Origin of the sequence: Aquabacterium sp. (genome assembly GCF_004297345.1) — a bacterium.
In the GTDB taxonomy this organism is placed as follows: domain Bacteria; phylum Pseudomonadota; class Gammaproteobacteria; order Burkholderiales; family Burkholderiaceae_C; genus Aquabacterium.
Genome location: NZ_SCTN01000532.1, coordinates 1 through 16,798, shown reverse-complemented (window position 1 = coordinate 16,798; position 16,798 = coordinate 1). Strand labels below are relative to the sequence as shown.

Genomic DNA, 16,798 nt, shown 5'->3' with positions numbered 1-16,798 from the left:
GGTGCTGGTGGCCACCGATGTGGCCGCCCGAAGCCTGGACATCGCCCAACTGGAAGCCGTGATCAACGTAGACGTCACACCCGACCCGGAAGTGCACATCCACCGCATTGGCCGCACTGGCCGTGGTGACGCCGAAGGCCTGGCCCTGAACCTGGCCAGCATGGATGAGATGGGCCGCGTGGGCAACATCGAATTGCTGCAAGGGCGCGAATCGAAGTGGCAGAAGCTCTCGGAGCTGACACCCGCCAGCAAGGCGCCGCTGGAGCCACCGATGATCACCATCCAGATCCTGGGCGGCAAAAAAGAAAAGATCCGCCCTGGTGATGTGTTGGGCGCCCTAACAGGCGAAGCCGGCTTGCAAGGCAGCCAGATCGGCAAGATCAACGTCACCGATTTCCACACCTATGTGGCTGTGGAACGGGGCATCGCCCGCAAGGCCGTGGCCCAGCTCAACGACGTCAAGGTCAAGGGCAAGAAGGTCAAGGCCCGCCTGTTGAAAGATGTGCTCGCAGCAGCAGCCCAGGAAGCAAGGCGCTGAAACAAAGTGAGATGAAGTCCGCATGAGGGGACGCGTGCTGACGCCAGGATCGACGTCAACACGCACACAAATCAGGAGCCCCTCATGACCAGCGCTGTCCTTGAAGACCTGGCCGATCAAAACCTCGCTCACGCCGTTCGCATCCACGCCCGCTGGCAACCAGCGGGGCGACTGCTCGAACTCAATGGCGTCCTGCTGCATCAAGGCACACTCCCCCTGCCCCTGCCGCATCAGAACTGCGTGATCCGGCTTGACTCGGCCGTTCCGCCGGAACTCGTGCTCAAGCAAGCAGAGGCCTTCTTTGGCGGGCAAGCCAACCCATATGCGGTGATCACCATGAGCCGCCAGGATCTGGACCTGGATGCCGCACTGGACGCAGAAGGCTTCAATGCGCAGGCAGATCTGCCAGCCATGCTGGTCGAGGCCCCTGTGGCCATGCCCTTGATCCCACCGGACTGGCGCATCGATCTGCTCACGCGTGCCGATGACCTGCCGGCCTTCGTGAACGTGTGCGTCAAGGCCTATGCCACGCTGGGTCTGCCCGAGATGTTCACCCCCAGCTTCTTCGTGGACAGCGCAGGCTTGCTGGCGCAGGATGTGTCCATCGCCCTGGCGCGGCGCCAGGATGGGCTGGTGGGCGCGGCCGCCATGGTGCTGCACACGGGTGATGTGGCCGGCATCTACTGGGTCGGCACCGTGCCCGAAGCGCGCGGCCACGGCCTGGCGGCGGCCTGCACGGCGGCCGTCACCAATCTGGCTATGGAGCGCGGTGCGCATGGCGTGGCGCTCCAGGCCTCTCACATGGGCGAGCCTACTTATCGTCGCCTGGGCTTTCGCGAGTATGGCCGCATGACGCGCTGGAGCAAGTAGGTCCCAGAACCCATCGGTCGGCATATTGCCCAGGGGCACCGAAACGCACCTCCAGCTCGCAAACCGGGCAGGAACGTTTTACATATAAAGTTCGTGCGTGCCTGGTTGGATGATTAGGTCTGCCATGGCGCATCAACGTCAATCAAAAAGTGGAGCTTTATGACTTTCAAAAATGGGAAGCCGTATATCCGGCTAGCGTGCGCGCTGCTCGCCTCTGCAGGGGTTCAAACAACTTTTGCGCAATTGGTCAACACCAATTTCGATACCGGGGGTTATGCGGTATCGCAGTGTGTCGCCAACTCAGGTACACCGACACCACCGGCCATCTCTGGCACGCTTGCAACTGGCTGGCAAGACAACACATGCTGGAAAAACGCGCCCAGCTCATCGATCACCTATAAGCTGGACACGAGCTCAAAATACGCGGGCACAGCCAGCCTGTCCATCAAGAGCACCAACGTCACGCCCCAGCTTTGGGCGCCGTTCACCATGAAGAACGGCAAAAGCTACACAGCTACCGCCTACATGCGCGCCGACACCGCCCAAGAGGTTGTCATTCAATTGCGTCTGGCTGGTCCTCCCTACACAGCTTACGGGCTTGCGTCCAAAACCCTGGGTACTGGCTGGACCAAAGTGACCCTGACGGCCGATGCGCCGGTCACCAGCGCAGACGTTCAAGCGGGCCTGTTCGTGATCCCCAAGGTACCCGGCAACATCTGGCTGGACAGCGTCACGGTGACAGAAGGTGCGGCCACGGCCAACACCATCACCCGTACGGGCCAGTCCATTGGCAAGACATACTTTGGTCTGCACAATCACCGTGACGTTCGCTGGCCTGATCTGGGTGGTGCGCAAGGTGCTGACCGCATGTGGGACGGCGAAGGCGTTCAACTGCGCGACATCTTCCCCACGTCTGACCTGACGAAAGCGAACTGGACCGCCTTCGATGCACGCATTGCACTGGCCAAACAGAACGGCGCCGATCTGATCATGACGCTGGGCGGCAACATGCCCAGCTGGGCCTCCAGCGACCCTACGGGCCAGGAGGTTTCGTGCAGTCTGTACACCACCAAACACGATATCAATGGCAACCCCATCCGGGGTACCGGCGTCGGTGAAGGCGCGCCACCAAAGGACCGCACCGTCTGGCAGAACATGGTGAAGGCCGTCGTCAAGCGCGCCAATGGCGCCATCAAGTACTGGGAGATCTGGAACGAACCTTATGTTTGCGCCATGTTCAACCAACGTCGCCCGACCGACTACACCAAGTACCTGGTCACCCTTGCATCGGATGCCTATTCGATCATCAAAACCAACAGCAGCCTGACGGTGCTGTCACCCACCTTGTACACCTACAAGCTGGATTTTGTTGACGAGTATCTGTCCCAGGGCGGCGGCAGCTATGCCGACATCATCGCCATCCATGCCTACGACGAATACCTTGACCAACTGCTGGTTGGTGCGGGTGGCAATGGTGCGGCCAATGCGCCAGAACTGCTGTTCGTCAAGGAGCACGGCGTCAACAACCTGAAAAACATCCTCGCTCGGTACAACCTGACCAGCAAGGCCATCTGGAACACAGAGTCTGGTTATCTTGCATCCTCCAATGTCGATGGCACATCGAACGACACCAAGGGCGCGCCTTATGTTGCCCGACACTTGCTGCTCGCGTCGATTGCCGGACTGGACCGCTCCTACTACTACGCGTGGGACCAAGGTGGCACGTCTGTGACCCTGGGCCGAGAAACCACCAGCGGCAATGGTGTCTATGTCAAAACCGATGCTGGCACAGCCTATCAGTCGATGGCCAAATGGTTGACGGGCACGAAGATCGTGTCAGTCAGCACATCGGACGTGGCCGGCCAACCTTGGGTTGTCAAGCTCTCTCGTACCGCAACCGGCACGACTGAGTACATCGTCTGGAACCCGATGGGCACGTCTGTCAGCTACACCCCAGTTGCTGGCATGAGCTACTCGTCTTCATTGCTCGGTAGCAAAACGGCCCTGCCTGCAGGTACGGCGGTCTCCGTCAACGGCTGGCCTCAACTGTTGACCAGCTACTGATCAGACCGACATAGAGAGGGGCGGCGAACCTTTGCCCCCTTCTGCTCAAGCCCTCTTGTACGACCGCGTGATCGCCCATCATGTGATCGCAACAGGAGGGCTTTTTTTCGTCTCGCGATACCCCTGGCCGAAGTAAATGCCCCTGATCAAAATGAGGCCTCTGAAACGCCCAGTCAGGCGACAATAGAGGGTTGTCCTCCTCCGTCTTGCCTGGTGCCACGCAGGCCCCGAAGTCCATGTCCGCCCAGACCACCGCGTCCCCCTCAGCCAAAACCGCGCCGCCTCCGGCCCTGACACCTCAGCAGAAGGCCGTCAAAGCGCTCACCGCTTACCGCCCCTTCTGGGCCAAGCGCTTTGGCACGGCCAAATTCCTGCCCATGAGCCGCGAGGAAATGACCGAGCTGGGCTGGGACAGCTGCGACATCATCATCGTCACGGGTGATGCCTATGTGGACCACCCCAGCTTCGGCATGGCCGTGATCGGTCGCGTGCTGGAAGCGCAAGGCTTTCGCGTGGGCATCATCGCGCAGCCGGATTGGCAAAGCGCCGACCCGTTCAAGGCACTGGGCAAACCCAATCTGTTCTACGGCGTGGCCGCCGGCAACATGGACTCGATGATCAACCGCTACACGGCTGATCGCAAGATTCGCAGCGACGATGCCTACACACCGGGTGGCGAAGCCGGCAAGCGCCCCGACCGCGCCTCGCTGGTCTACGCCCAGCGCTGCAAGGAAGCCTACCCCGAGGTGCCCATCATCATGGGCGGCATCGAGGCCTCGCTGCGCCGCATCGCGCACTACGACTACTGGCAGGACAAGGTCCGCCGCTCCATCCTCGCTGACGCCAAGGCCGACCTGCTGCTGTACGGCAATGCCGAACGTGCGATTGTGGAGATCGCGCACCGCCTGGCCGCCCGCGAGCCCATCGAGCAGATCACAGATGTGCGCGGCACGGCCTTCCTGCGCCGCACCAATGACCCGACGGCGCTAGGCTGGTTCGAGCTGGATTCGAGCGAGGTCGATATGCCCGGCCGCATCGACCAGCACATCAACCCCTACATGACCATGGCCCAGCAGGCCGAGGCCCAGGGCGAGACCTGTGCGCGTGAAGAAGAAGGCGCCTTCGATCCGCTCAAAGGTCAGGGCCAGGTGAACGCTGCCTCGGTGGGCGGCCAGATGGATCTGTCCGGTGGCGCCAAGCCCATCAAGCTCGTGGTCAACCCGGCGCTGGCCGCCAAGTCAGCAGCCATCAAGGCCAACGCAGCCCTGCCCGAGCGCACCGGCAAGATCGCCCTGCCCCCGCGAGACCGCACCGTGATCCGCCTGCCATCTTACGAGCAGGTCAAGAGCGACCCGGTTCTGTATGCCCACGCCAACCGCGTGCTGCACCTGGAGACCAACCCCGGCAATGCCCGCGCACTGGTGCAGGCCCATGCCAACCGCGATGTGTGGATCAACCCGCCTCCCATCCCGCTGAGCATGGCAGAGATGGACCACGTGTTCGATCTGACGTACGCACGCAGCCCGCACCCGACCTACGCGGATGAAAATGGCGGGCACGATGGCACGACCAAGATCCCTGCCTGGGAGATGATCCGCTTCAGCGTGAACATCATGCGCGGCTGCTTTGGCGGCTGCACCTTCTGCTCGATCACCGAGCACGAAGGCCGCATCATCCAGAGCCGCAGCGAAGATTCGATCATCCATGAGGTCGAAGAGATCCGTGACAAGGTCAAGGGCTTCACGGGTGTCATCTCGGACCTGGGCGGCCCTACGGCCAATATGTACCGCATCGGCTGCAAATCGCCTGAGATCGAGTCGGCCTGCCGCAAGCCCAGCTGCGTCTATCCGGACGTCTGTCAGAACCTCAATACCGACCATGGCCCGCTGATCAAGATCTACCGGCGCGCACGCGCACTGCGTGGTGTTAAGAAGATCCTGATCGGGTCTGGCCTGCGCTATGACCTGGCGGTGAAGTCGCCCGAGTACATCAAGGAGCTGGTATCCCACCACGTGGGCGGCTACCTGAAGATCGCGCCCGAGCACACGGAAGGCGGCCCGCTGTCCAAGATGATGAAGCCGGGCATTGGCACATACGACAAGTTCAAGCAGCTGTTCGAGAAGTTCAGCGAGGAAGCCGGCAAGAAGCAGTACCTCATCCCCTACTTCATCGCCGCCCACCCGGGCACCAGCGACGAGGACATGATGAACCTGGCCTTGTGGCTCAAGCGCAATGGCTTTCGCGCCGACCAGGTCCAGACCTTCTACCCCAGCCCCATGGCCACAGCCACGGCGATGTACCACTCCGGCCGCAACCCACTCAAGGGCATCAGCCGCGATGAGGCCAAGGGCGAACGTGTGGACGTGGTAAAGGGCGAGAAGCGCCGCCGCCTGCACAAGGCCTTCCTGCGCTACCACGACCCCAACAACTGGCCGCTGCTGCGCGAGGCCTTGAAGGACATGGGCCGCGCCGACCTGATCGGCAACGGCAAGCACCACCTGATCCCCTTCTACCAGCCTCAAACGGATGGCAGCTACCAGAGCGCACGCCGCAAGAACTCCACGGGCGCAGCGGGTGGCAAGACCTCGATGACCGCCATCGGGCGCGCCAGCCATCAGCAGAAAGAGGCACCGGACCCCAGACAGTTGCCCAAGGTTCAGCCACGCAAGGGCCAGATCCTGACGCAGCACACGGGCTTGCCTCCGCGTGAGACGGGTTCAGCGCCGGCACGGGGCAAGCCCGTCATGGCGCGGGGTGGGCCAGGGAAGCCTGCGGTGAAGTCGGCGGGGCGGCCTTCCGGCCAAGCTGCCGGGAAGAAGCCAGGGCCTCGACGCGGCTGACATCCATCAGCACGGGCAGATGATGATGCCCGCTGTCGGCGCGGGCCAATGTCCCGCTGATCCGGCAGCCTTGACGGCAGCGCTTGCGCCAGGCCTTGGACAAGACCTGGTTGATGTCCAGCAACTGAAGCTGTTGAACCGTCTGCTGGCTTGAGTCGTGATCGCCCAGCAGGCCGGTCACGCAAACAGGTGTGCGCAGCCTGAAGATGGGCACGGCCTCTCGAGCATCACCATGCCGGATATCCTCATAGTTCGGCGGCCCGGCAAAGACTTGCTGACGCAAGCTGCCGAGCACAGAGACCTCCTGGCCAACGCTGTCGCACGCCTGGCTGCGGGCGGCACACGCAGCCAGCATGCACAACAAGACATACCGAGCCAGAGGCATCACGAGGGCGTCGTGTTCCGGGGCGTGAGACACGGCAAAGCTGCCAGCAGCACCCACATAAGCCATGTTTCATTCCTCCTGTCGTGTACGTGTTTGATGCGCAGGCGAGTACATCTCACGACGGCCGAACTCACAATCCCTCCGAGGAACGAGGCCAAGCAAGGAGCAGAAGCACAAGCGGCACCTGGAAAAAAGCACGCTGACGCTCACAAATTACTTGATCCCGCACAAATAACTTCAGCACACGGGTGACAAGCCGATATCCCGGTCCAGGACCGGGGCGCCCACATTGGCAGTACCTCCCGGCCTGAATGACAACTGGAGTCAAGTAGACATGAGAATGCGACAAGTGTTGCTGGGCCTGGGCATGCTCGGCGTGACGTTTTCGGCCGCTGTGGGCACCGCAGGATGGTGGGGTGCCCGCGCTTTAGGCGAGCACATGGATGCCGCCGTCATCGCCACCCAGGCCACGCAGGCGGCCACCATGGGGGACATGATGCACGACGCCCTCCGCGGCGACGTGTTTCAGGCCCTGATGTACGGGCAGATGGGCGATACCGCTGGCCTCAGCCAGGCGCAAAAGGACGCCAAAGAGCATGGCGATGGCTTCGTGGCCCGCGTCCATGACTTGCAAGGCCTGCCACTGGACAAGGCGCTGCAAATGAAGGTCGAGGCTTTGGCACCCGTGGTCGCACGCTATGCCGCAGCCGGCCAGGACATTGCCCAACTGGCAGCGCAAGACCACAAAGCCGCACAAGACAAGCTCCCGGCCTTCATCGCCCTGTTCAAGGAACTGGAGACCGCGCAAGAGACCGTGGTCGAGGGCATCGAAACCGCCGCGAAACAATCAGACGAAGAAGGCAAGGCAGCCCGAAGCAAGACAGAGTGGCTGCTGGCTGGTTTCACCCTGGCCGGAGCCGCCTTGTTGTTCACCGCCTCGCTGCTGGTGACACGCTACCTGATGCAGACACTGGGCGCTGAGCCCCACACCGTGCGCAAGCTCCTGCGCCGCGTCACCGATGGTGATCTGGGCGTGGCAGTGCGTGTGGCACCAAGCGATCAGGACAGTGTGGTGGCCAGCCTGGCCGCAATGGTCGGCCAGTTGCGCCAGACCGTGGCCAATGTGCGCGACAACGCCGACAGCGTGGCCAATGCCTCTGCCGAGGTGTCTGCTGGCAGCTCGGACCTGTCCAACCGCACGCAGGATCAGGCCGCAGCGCTGGAGCGCTCGGCCTCTGCGCTGGAGCAGTTGTCCAGCACGGTCAGCCACAACGCCGCGCAAGCGAGCCAGCTGGCACAAGGCGCCAGCAGCGTGGCCGATCACGGCGGCGCCGTGGTGTCGCAACTGGTGTCGACCATGCAGGACATCCATCGCTCCTCGCAAAAGATCGCCGAGATCATCAGCGTGATCGATGGCATCGCCTTCCAGACCAATATCCTGGCGCTCAATGCCGCGGTGGAAGCAGCCCGCGCAGGCGAACAAGGACGTGGCTTTGCCGTGGTGGCAGGCGAGGTGCGCAACCTCGCGCAACGCAGCGCGGAAGCGGCCAAAGAGATCAAGAGCCTGATCACCTCCAGCGTGGAACGCGTGACCATGGGCGCCGAACAAGCCGATCAGGCCGGCAGCACCATGAAGAGCATCGTGCAGGCCATTGCCCAGGTCACGGACGTGATCGGCGAGATCAGCAGCGCCAGCCGCGAACAGACCGCCGGCATCGCGCAAGTGACGGACGCCGTGACACAGATGGACCAGGGCACGCAAAGCAATGCTGCCCTGGTGGAGCAAACAGCCGCTGCCGCAGAAAGCCTGCGCAACCAGGCGGACTACCTGGCGCGCGCGGTGGCCACGTTCAAGCTGGACGCCGCCCTCACGCGCTGAAACGCAGCGGCTGCCACCACAAGCAGGCGGCAGCCGCGGCCATGTTCAGCGCCAAGGCCGCCGCAATACCCAGGCCAAAACGCCAGCCTCCGGACAAGGCTGCGGCGCCAGCGCGCGTCACTGCGTTCATGCACAAAGCCACCATCAGGCCGGCATACAGGTGATCCAGGCTCAAGTGCCCCGCGCCATACAGCGACATCAGGCTGGCCATGGGCGCATGGGCATCAGCCAGCGCCGCAACAGCCGTTCCCAGCAGCAGGCCACTCACGCCGTGCTGTTGGGACAGGTTAACCAACACGGCCCCGCCCAATAGCAACGCCGATACGCTCAAGGCTTCACGTAGCCGCAATACCTGGCGGCCTGGCCCATTCGGCGAGTCAGTGCTGACTTCGCCCGTTGAAGATCGCCACAAGACCGCGCCCAAGATCAAAGGCACCAGCGCCCCGCAAACCACCAGCGGCCACACCAGTTGCGCCACCGCAGGCGACACCACCAGGGCCATCATCAACATCTGCACCCAGGTGGCGGCCATGGACAACACGCCCGCACACCAACTCAGGCGCCATTGCCCAGGCTCACGCCGCGCCAGGCTGCCCATGGCACTGATCGTGGCCGTGCTGGACACAAATCCACCCAACAGGCCGGACAAGGCCAACCCCGCGCGGGGCCCGAGCAAACGCTGCGCCACATGCCCGGCAGCCTGCATCACCAGGATCACGATCACCAGCATCAACACACGCTGCGCCGACAGCTGCCCCAGCCAGCTCACCGGGGTGGCAGGCAGCAAGGGCAACATCACCAGCACCAGGGCCGACAAAAGCAAGCCGTCGTGCAGCTCTTGCTCGCTCAACCACTCGGTCGCGAAATGGTGCAGGCGCTCACGCGCGGCCAGCACACAAGCCAGCAAGACCGCACACCCGGCAGCCAGCGCCGGCTGCGCCACAGCCAGCATGCCGATCAGGGTCGTGACCACCAGCGCCAGCTCGGTCGTCAAACCCGGATCCCGGGAGCGACTGCGCCAGTAGGACAAGGCTGCCAGCCCCGCCACACCGGCCAGCACGATGGCCGACAAGGCCACCGACAGCATCTGCGCCACGGCACCTGCCAGTGCCGCTACCATGAAGGTGCGCAGGCCGGCCGCCTCACGGTCATCGCCCTGTCCCTTGCGCCGCTCGCGCTCCAGACCGACGAGCAAACCGGCGCCCAGCGCCACGGCCAGCCCGATCTGTTGAGACGACAACCATTGATCCATCCCGCCAGTATGGCCCGCCATCGGGGTAAGGCCCGATCCAATCGTGGCGTGCGTGGGCAGAACGGTGCGCGCCTTGCCTTAAACTCTGGGTTTTTCAGCGCCTGTCTTCCATGTCCGCCGCATCAACCGCGAACGCCTCCGTCCTGTTCGACCTCAAGAGCGCCTCACTCTCACTGGAAGCCTTCCTGCTCAAGACCGGGAACATCCAGGCGCTGGGTCAGGCGATGGCGGAACGCTTTGGCGACACGCCCGACTTCTTCAACAACGACCCGGTGGTGATCGACCTCACCCACCTGGCCAGCCTGGATGCCTCCGTCAACTTCGACGCGCTGATCCAGTTGCTCACCAGCTTCAAGCTCAAGCCCGTGGCCGTGCGTGGCGGGACCGTCAAGCAGACGGCTGCGGCGCTGGAAGCCGGACTGACTGAAGCGCCCGATGGGCATGCTGCGGCCTCCCGCGCCGAACCAGTCGTCAAGACCGTGGTGCAGGAAGTCATCCGGGAAGTTGTGCGCGAAGTGCCGGTCGAGGTGCGCGTGGAAGTGCCCTCCTCGGTGCCCACCATGGTCATCGACAAGCCCCTGCGCTCCGGCCAGCAAATCTACGCCAAGGGCGGCGACCTGATCGTCATGGCCCTGGTGAACCACGGCGCCGAAGTGATTGCCGACGGCAACATCCATGTGTATGCCCCGCTGCGCGGCAAGGCGATCGCTGGCGCCAAAGGCAACACCCAGGCCCGCATCTTTTCTACCTGCATGGAGCCCGAGTTGCTGTCCATCGCAGGCACGTACCGCACCACAGAAAACCCGCTGCCAGCCAATATCAAAGGCAAACCCGCCCAGATCCGTCTGGAAGGCGACCGCCTGGTTTTCGACCCCATTCAAATCTGAGGCACTTGCCTCAAACAGACTGACCTGAAAGGACTGCCATCCATGGCCAAGATCATCGTGGTGACTTCCGGCAAAGGGGGCGTTGGCAAAACGACCACCAGCGCCAGCTTCGCTTCCGGCCTGGCCCTGCGCGGCCACAAGACGGCCGTGATCGACTTCGACGTCGGCTTGCGTAATCTCGACCTCATCATGGGCTGCGAACGCCGCGTGGTGTACGACCTGATCAACGTGATCCATGGCGAGGCCAACCTCAACCAGGCCCTCATCAAGGACAAGCAGTGCGAGAACCTCTACGTGCTGGCTGCCTCGCAAACGCGCGACAAGGAAGCCCTCACGCAAGACGGTGTCGAGAAGGTCCTGAAGGATCTGGGCGAAATGGGCTTCGAGTACATCGTGTGTGACTCGCCCGCCGGCATCGAAACCGGCGCGCTGATGGCCATGCACTTTGCCGATGAGGCCATCGTGGTGACCAACCCCGAAGTCTCTTCGGTGCGCGACTCCGACCGCATCCTGGGCATGCTCAACAGCAAGACCAAGCGTGCGCAAGACGGCGCCGAGCCCATCAAGGAACACCTGCTGATCACGCGCTACAACCCCAATCGCGTGGAAGGCGGCCAGATGCTGTCGCTGGAAGACGTGCACGAGATCCTGCGCGTCAAGCTGATCGGCGTGATCCCTGAATCGGAGACCGTGCTGAACGCCTCCAACCAAGGTATCCCCGCGATCCACATGAAGGGCTCGGACGTGGCCGAGGCCTACAGCGACGTGATCGACCGTTTCCTGGGTCAGGACAAACCACTGCGCTTCATCGAAGCTGAAAAGCCCGGCTTCTTCAAGCGCCTGTTCGGAGGCAAGTAAGACCATGGGATTCCTGTCCTTCTTCCTCGGCGAAAAGAAGCAGACGGCCACGGTGGCCAAGGAGCGGCTGCAGCTGATCCTCGCGCACGAGCGCAATGGTCGCAGCCACAGCCCCAGCTACCTGCCCGATCTGCAGCGCGAACTGGTAGCCGTCATCTCGAAGTACGTGTCCATCAATCCAGACGACATCAAGGTGTCCATGGAGCGCCAGGGCGACCTCGAGGTACTCGAAGTCAAGATCGAGCTGCCCGAACCCGGTCGCTGATCCGCCACACATCCCCTTGCCAGGGGATGGCTTCAAGCGCCGGTGCTCCTAGACTTGGATGGTTAAACATCCAACATCACAGGAGACCGGCCTTGAAGCCTTTCATTGCACCGGCAGCAGCCACGCTCATCTGGCTGCTGGGTGAACTCGCGGCACCCATGTCTGCATACGCTCAGTCGACAGACAACTGTGTGTATGAACGCGATCCCGTCACCGTATCGGGCGAAGTCCATCGCAAACACCGCAAAGGTGCCCCTGACGACGAGGACAGCTACCTGCGCGGCCGCACGGACACCGCCATCATCCTCAAGCTGCAACACAGCCTGTGCGTGATGCTGCCCGATGACGTCAACCTCGCGCTGCGCCCTCGCCGCATCCACGAACTGCAACTGATCACCGACGAACGACTGCCGCGCTCATCCGAGCGCATCCGGCGCTTCGAAGGCACCGTGCTGCTCGATCAGGACGGCAGCCACCAGACACCGGTGTTGCTGGAAATCAAACCGGGCGACGACAGCTACAAACCGGTACGCAAACAACGCTGACCCACCGCGTGAATTGCTTTGTTGCAGTGCACAATAGACGCCAGGTCATCCAGCACACGGCTGACCAATTCAACGCGTTCAAGGAAGGTCTGCAGCCATGCGCTACGTCGTGTTCAACCAGAAGGGTGGAGTCGGCAAATCCACCATCACGTGCAACCTCGCGGCCATCAGCGCCAGCCAGGGCCTGCGTACGCTGGTCATCGATCTGGATCCGCAAGGCAACTCCACGCACTACTTGCTGGGCGGCCCGCAGGAAGATGCCGAAGTCAGTGCGGCCGAGTTTTTTGACCAGACGCTGAAGTTCAGCGCGCGCCCCAAAGGCGCAGGCGATTACACGGTTGAAACGCCCTTCGAGAACCTGCACCTGATGCCCTCGCATCCCAGCCTGGACGAGCTGCATGCCAAGCTGGAATCTCGCTACAAGATCTACAAGCTGCGTGATGCCCTGGCCGATCTGGCCGATGATTACGACCGCATTTACATCGACACGCCACCAGCTTTGAATTTCTACACGCGCTCGGCCCTGATTGCGGCGCAAGGCTGCCTCATCCCCTTTGACTGCGATGATTTCTCGCGCCGCGCGCTCTATAACCTGCTGGACAACGTGCAGGAAATCCAGGCCGATCACAACAGCGATTTGAAAATATCGGGCATCGTGGTCAATCAATTTCAGCCACGTGCCTCGCTGCCGCAAAAACTGGTTCAGGAATTGATTGAGGAAGGCCTGCCGGTTTTGCAGCCGTATCTGAGCGCCTCGGTCAAGGTGAAAGAATCCCATCAACAGGCCAAACCCATGATCCATCTGGATCAACGCCACAAGCTCACACTTGAAATGGTGGCCCTGCATGACGCCCTGACGGGTTAAACCGACGCAGCGCCCAATATCGAGATTCAGGTTTGGCGTCCACAGCGCTGCCGTTTATTGCCTGCATATATCGCCTGTATCAATCCAACCAAGTTAGGCATACGAGGCTTGACAGGGCGGCGGTCTTGCACATAGATTGCACAGGCACCATCAGGCGCCCTGCCGGGAAAATCGCTCCGCTGGCTGGGTATTGCCGAACCACCTGATACTCACCACGAACGCCATCACAGTATTTCGCCAGGGATCCTGGCGGCTTGATGTCCGTGCATGCTTGAGGAGCGACCGATGAGTTTTGCGGCCATTTCAAAGCTACAGCGCATTCTGGGTAACCGGGGTTTCACCAACCCCAAACTTGAGCGCGAATTCCAGAAAGGATATCGATCCTTCGGCGTTCGGTTTCTCCATATTGCCGCCTTGCTGGCTGCATGTTCGTTCATGGCTTTCTGGTTGGCTGACGGCTTGACAGGCCGACGGGGCGCCCTGGATGACACGCAATTGATCAGGTTCAGTGTGTCAGTGGCGTTCCTGGTGTTTGGCCAGTTGGTTCAGCATTTCAAGCGTTTCTTCAAGCGCCACTATGCCAAAACCTGTTCCGGCCTGGTTTGCGCCAGTGCGCTGACCACAGGCTATATCGCACACATTGGCCAGAGTGACGCGCCCACCATTTCTGCCTACTGGACCCTCACCACAGCCTTTGTGCTGGCCACCCTGGTGACCTATGGCCTGGCACGCCTGAACACCATCAACACCCTGCTGCTGGGCGGGTTCATGATGGCCGTGGCACTGGGGTTCGGCATCGCCGCACCGGGCTTTGAGCCACAGGCGTATCAGCGCATGACCATCCATCTGCTGGCGGCCAATGCGCTGGGCCACCTGCTCCAGCGTCTATCGATGTCGCGCGAGCGCAAGCTGTTCCTGCAATCGCGCCGCAAAAGCCGCGTGGCAGACCTCTTGCGCATGAAAGAACAGGCAGAAGCAGCCGACCGAGCCAAAACGGCGTTCCTGGCCAATATGAGCCACGAAATCCGCACGCCCATGAACGGCGTCATCGGTGCCCTGAGCATGCTCAACGTGGACAAGCTCACCGAACGTGACCGCCTGTTCGTCAAATCGGCCCGAGACTCGGCCAAAAATCTGCTCGACATCCTCAACGAGATTCTGGACTTCGCCAAACTCGACGCCCACAAGGTCCGCCTGACGCCCACCCAGTTCAACCCGCGCGACACCATCGTCACCGCTTGTGACTCGTTTCGTGCAGCGGCTCTTCAGAAAGGACTCCAGATTCGCGGAGACGTTTCAGGCCTGCCCTTTGAAGTGAAGACCTTGACAGCCGATGAGGGCAAGCTGCGGCAGGTGCTGCTCAACTTGGTCAGCAACGCTGTGAAGTTCACGCAGCAAGGCGAGGTCGTGGTCTCTGCCAGTGTGAACCTGCTCGACAAACAAACCGCCCAGCTCATCATCGATGTATCCGACACGGGCATGGGCATTCCTGAGGCGGCGCTGGAGCGGTTGTATCAACCTTTTTATCAGGTCGAATCGGGCAGCACACGCAGCCATGGTGGCACGGGCCTGGGCTTGGCCATCTGCAAGCAGATCATCGAGGAAATGGGCGGCACCATCTGTACGCGAAGCGCCATGGGGGTGGGCACCACCTTCGAGATCATCCTGGAGACGCCCTACAGCACGGCTGATCTGGCAGCCGATACCAGCGAAGTCGATCAGATGATGTTCAGGGACTCGGTACCACCTGAGGACCATGACTGGCAGCTCTCGGGCGATGTGCTGCTGGTTGAAGACAATGAGGTCAACGCCTTCATTGCTTCCATGACGCTGGAAAGCCTGGGCGTACGTTGCCAGCAGGCACGCAACGGTGAAGTGGCGCTGCAGATGTTCAAGGAGCAGGCTTTCGATGTGATCCTCATGGACTGCGAAATGCCCATCATGGATGGCTATGAAGCCGTACGCCAGATTCGCGCCATTGAAGATGAGGACACGGCTCGCCAGCGCACACCCGTGGTTGCACTGACCGCACATGCCCTGACCGGCGACAGAGAGGCTTGCCTGGAGAAAGGCATGGACGACTACCTCACCAAGCCTTTCGATCGCCATATGCTGGCCGTGACGCTCAGCAAATGGCTGCCAGTGACCGCCTCAGGCGACTCGCCCGCCAGGGCCACCAGCCACTGAACCAAACGCCACAGATCAGGCGCCGCCCAGGAAGTCAGACTTGCCGATCTCAACGCCGCCGTGGCGCAGCAGGTTGTAGGCCGTGGTCGTGTGGAAGTACAGATTGGGCAGCACCCAGCCGGTCAGATAAGCCTGGCCTTTGAACTCGAAGGTGCGCGAAGGAAAGCTCAACACAATGTCAGCGCCTTCCTTGCCATCGATCTGCTCGGGCTTGATGGTCTTGAGAAAAGCCACGGTCTTGTCGATGCGTGCCTGCAGTTCGGCGAACGTGGTTTCGTTGTCCTCATAGCGAGGGCTCTCGATACCGGCCAGGCGAGCGGCGCCGCCCTTGACCGTGTCCGATGCAATCTGCACCTGGCGGACCAGCGGGAACATGTCAGGGTAGATACGTGCCGTCAGGAAGGCACTGGGATCGATCTTGCGCGCCTCACAGTGCGCCGCGCCCTTGGCCAGGATGGCGGCCAGGTTGTTGAGCGTATGAATGGCCGCAGGGATAAAGGCCGAGTACATGGACAGGCTCATGATGCTTCCTCATTGTGTTGGGGGTGGCGCTTTGTACATCGAACCGCGCCCCGCCGCTCAAGCACGCTTGAAAAGACCCATGAGCTTGCTGCCCAGCGTGACGACCGCCAGCACGATGGCACCAGCTGCGATACCACCCACCGCATCCAGCACCAGGGGCACGACCGCAGCCAAGGCGCCACCTACAGTTGGCACGCCTTGCACGGCATGCTCGGCCGCTTCGACGAACTCGTGTGCGCCGGGCAGGCCATGCAGCAAGATGCCGCCGCCCACCAGGAACATCGCGGCCGTGCCGACCACAGACAGCGTGCGCATCAACAAGGGTGCGGCCGCCAGCAGGCCACGCCCCACGCTACGGCGCAAGGCAGGCCAGGCGCCCTGCCCTGCCATCTGGCTGAAGTACAGGCCCACATCGTCCATCTTCACGATGGCAGCCACGAGCCCATAGACACCCGCCGTGATCGCCAGTGACACGCCGCTGAGCACGATGATCTGGTTCATCAAGGACGCTTCGGCCACCGTGCCCAAGGTGATGGTCACGATCTCTGCCGACAGGATGAAGTCGGTGCGCACAGCACCGGCGATCTTGTCCTTCTCGAACGCCACCAGATCGACTTCGGCATTGGCCAGGGCATGGGCCAATGCCTCACGGTGCACCTCGTCCTCGTGGTCATCGCCATGCAGGAAGGGGTGAGCCAGTTTCTCCACGCCTTCAAAGCACAGATACGCGCCACCGACCATCAACAAAGGCGTCACGGCCCAGGGTGCGAGCGCACTGATGGCCAGAGCCGCAGGCACCAGAATGACCTTGTTGCGAACAGAGCCCTTGGCCACGGCCCAG

At 62.0% G+C, this 16,798-nt stretch carries 15 protein-coding genes; 11 read left to right on the top strand and 4 right to left on the bottom strand.

Annotated elements, in window-relative coordinates; translation table 11 throughout:
• The 4 genes from EPO09_RS20705 to EPO09_RS20690 form a co-directional block, all read left to right on the top strand.
• Positions 1–538: DbpA RNA binding domain-containing protein (locus EPO09_RS20705; protein WP_290646233.1), on the top strand; the 538-nt coding region annotated here is incomplete at its 5' end.
• An 84-nt stretch (positions 539–622) separates the two neighbouring features.
• On the top strand, positions 623–1,408 hold the full coding sequence (locus EPO09_RS20700; protein ID WP_290646231.1) for a GNAT family N-acetyltransferase: 786 nt from the start codon (positions 623–625) through the stop codon (positions 1,406–1,408).
• 489 nt (positions 1,409–1,897) lie between these two features.
• Positions 1,898–3,472 carry a hypothetical protein gene (locus tag EPO09_RS20695; protein WP_290646229.1) on the top strand — a complete coding sequence of 525 codons (1,575 nt, stop codon included), beginning with the start codon at positions 1,898–1,900 and terminating at the stop codon, positions 3,470–3,472.
• Between the two features lie 236 nt (positions 3,473–3,708).
• Positions 3,709–6,312: a YgiQ family radical SAM protein gene (locus tag EPO09_RS20690; RefSeq protein WP_290646226.1), complete on the top strand. Its 2,604-nt coding sequence runs from the start codon at positions 3,709–3,711 to the stop codon at positions 6,310–6,312.
• Here the strand turns inward: EPO09_RS20690 and EPO09_RS20685 are convergent.
• Entirely contained in the window at positions 6,215–6,763 is a 549-nt protein-coding gene (locus EPO09_RS20685) for a hypothetical protein (RefSeq protein WP_290646224.1), read from the bottom strand. The genes EPO09_RS20690 and EPO09_RS20685 overlap by 98 nt on opposite strands.
• Before the next feature lie 268 nt (positions 6,764–7,031).
• Between EPO09_RS20685 and EPO09_RS20680 the strand changes: the two genes are divergently transcribed.
• The gene (locus tag EPO09_RS20680) at positions 7,032–8,576 is read left to right on the top strand and encodes a methyl-accepting chemotaxis protein (RefSeq protein WP_290646222.1); all 1,545 of its coding nucleotides are present in this window, start codon (positions 7,032–7,034) and stop codon (positions 8,574–8,576) included.
• Here EPO09_RS20680 and EPO09_RS20675 read toward each other — a convergent pair.
• Complete coding sequence (locus tag EPO09_RS20675; protein ID WP_290646220.1) at positions 8,566–9,816, bottom strand: DUF4010 domain-containing protein; 1,251 nt, start codon at positions 9,814–9,816, stop codon at positions 8,566–8,568. The genes EPO09_RS20680 and EPO09_RS20675 overlap by 11 nt on opposite strands.
• Positions 9,817–9,938: 122 nt before the next feature.
• On the opposite strand from EPO09_RS20675, the gene minC reads away from it, so the two are divergent.
• The 6 genes from minC (at position 9,939) to EPO09_RS20645 (ending at position 15,435) form a co-directional block, all read left to right on the top strand.
• On the top strand, positions 9,939–10,715 hold the full coding sequence (minC, locus tag EPO09_RS20670) for a septum site-determining protein MinC (protein WP_290646218.1): 777 nt from the start codon (positions 9,939–9,941) through the stop codon (positions 10,713–10,715).
• A 42-nt stretch (positions 10,716–10,757) separates the two neighbouring features.
• Positions 10,758–11,573: a septum site-determining protein MinD gene (minD, locus tag EPO09_RS20665; RefSeq protein ID WP_290646216.1), complete on the top strand. Its 816-nt coding sequence runs from the start codon at positions 10,758–10,760 to the stop codon at positions 11,571–11,573.
• 4 nt (positions 11,574–11,577) lie between these two features.
• A complete protein-coding gene (minE, locus tag EPO09_RS20660) occupies positions 11,578–11,838 on the top strand; it encodes a cell division topological specificity factor MinE (RefSeq protein ID WP_290646214.1) in 261 nt (86 codons plus the stop codon).
• 92 nt (positions 11,839–11,930) lie between these two features.
• The gene (locus EPO09_RS20655; protein ID WP_290646212.1) at positions 11,931–12,383 is read left to right on the top strand and encodes a hypothetical protein; all 453 of its coding nucleotides are present in this window, start codon (positions 11,931–11,933) and stop codon (positions 12,381–12,383) included.
• A gap of 97 nt (positions 12,384–12,480) precedes the next feature.
• Positions 12,481–13,248, top strand: coding sequence for a ParA family protein (locus EPO09_RS20650; protein ID WP_290646210.1), 768 nt, complete (start codon positions 12,481–12,483; stop codon positions 13,246–13,248).
• A 285-nt stretch (positions 13,249–13,533) separates the two neighbouring features.
• Positions 13,534–15,435, top strand: coding sequence for an ATP-binding protein (locus EPO09_RS20645; RefSeq protein WP_290646208.1), 1,902 nt, complete (start codon positions 13,534–13,536; stop codon positions 15,433–15,435).
• Between the two features lie 15 nt (positions 15,436–15,450).
• Here the strand turns inward: EPO09_RS20645 and EPO09_RS20640 are convergent, their stop codons facing one another.
• Positions 15,451–15,957, bottom strand: a complete 507-nt coding sequence (locus EPO09_RS20640) for a DUF1993 family protein (RefSeq protein ID WP_290646206.1) — start codon at positions 15,955–15,957, stop codon at positions 15,451–15,453.
• Positions 15,958–16,014: 57 nt separating this feature from the next.
• Positions 16,015–16,798 (bottom strand): DUF808 domain-containing protein (locus EPO09_RS20635; protein WP_290646204.1); only part of this gene is annotated, 784 nt, incomplete at its 5' end.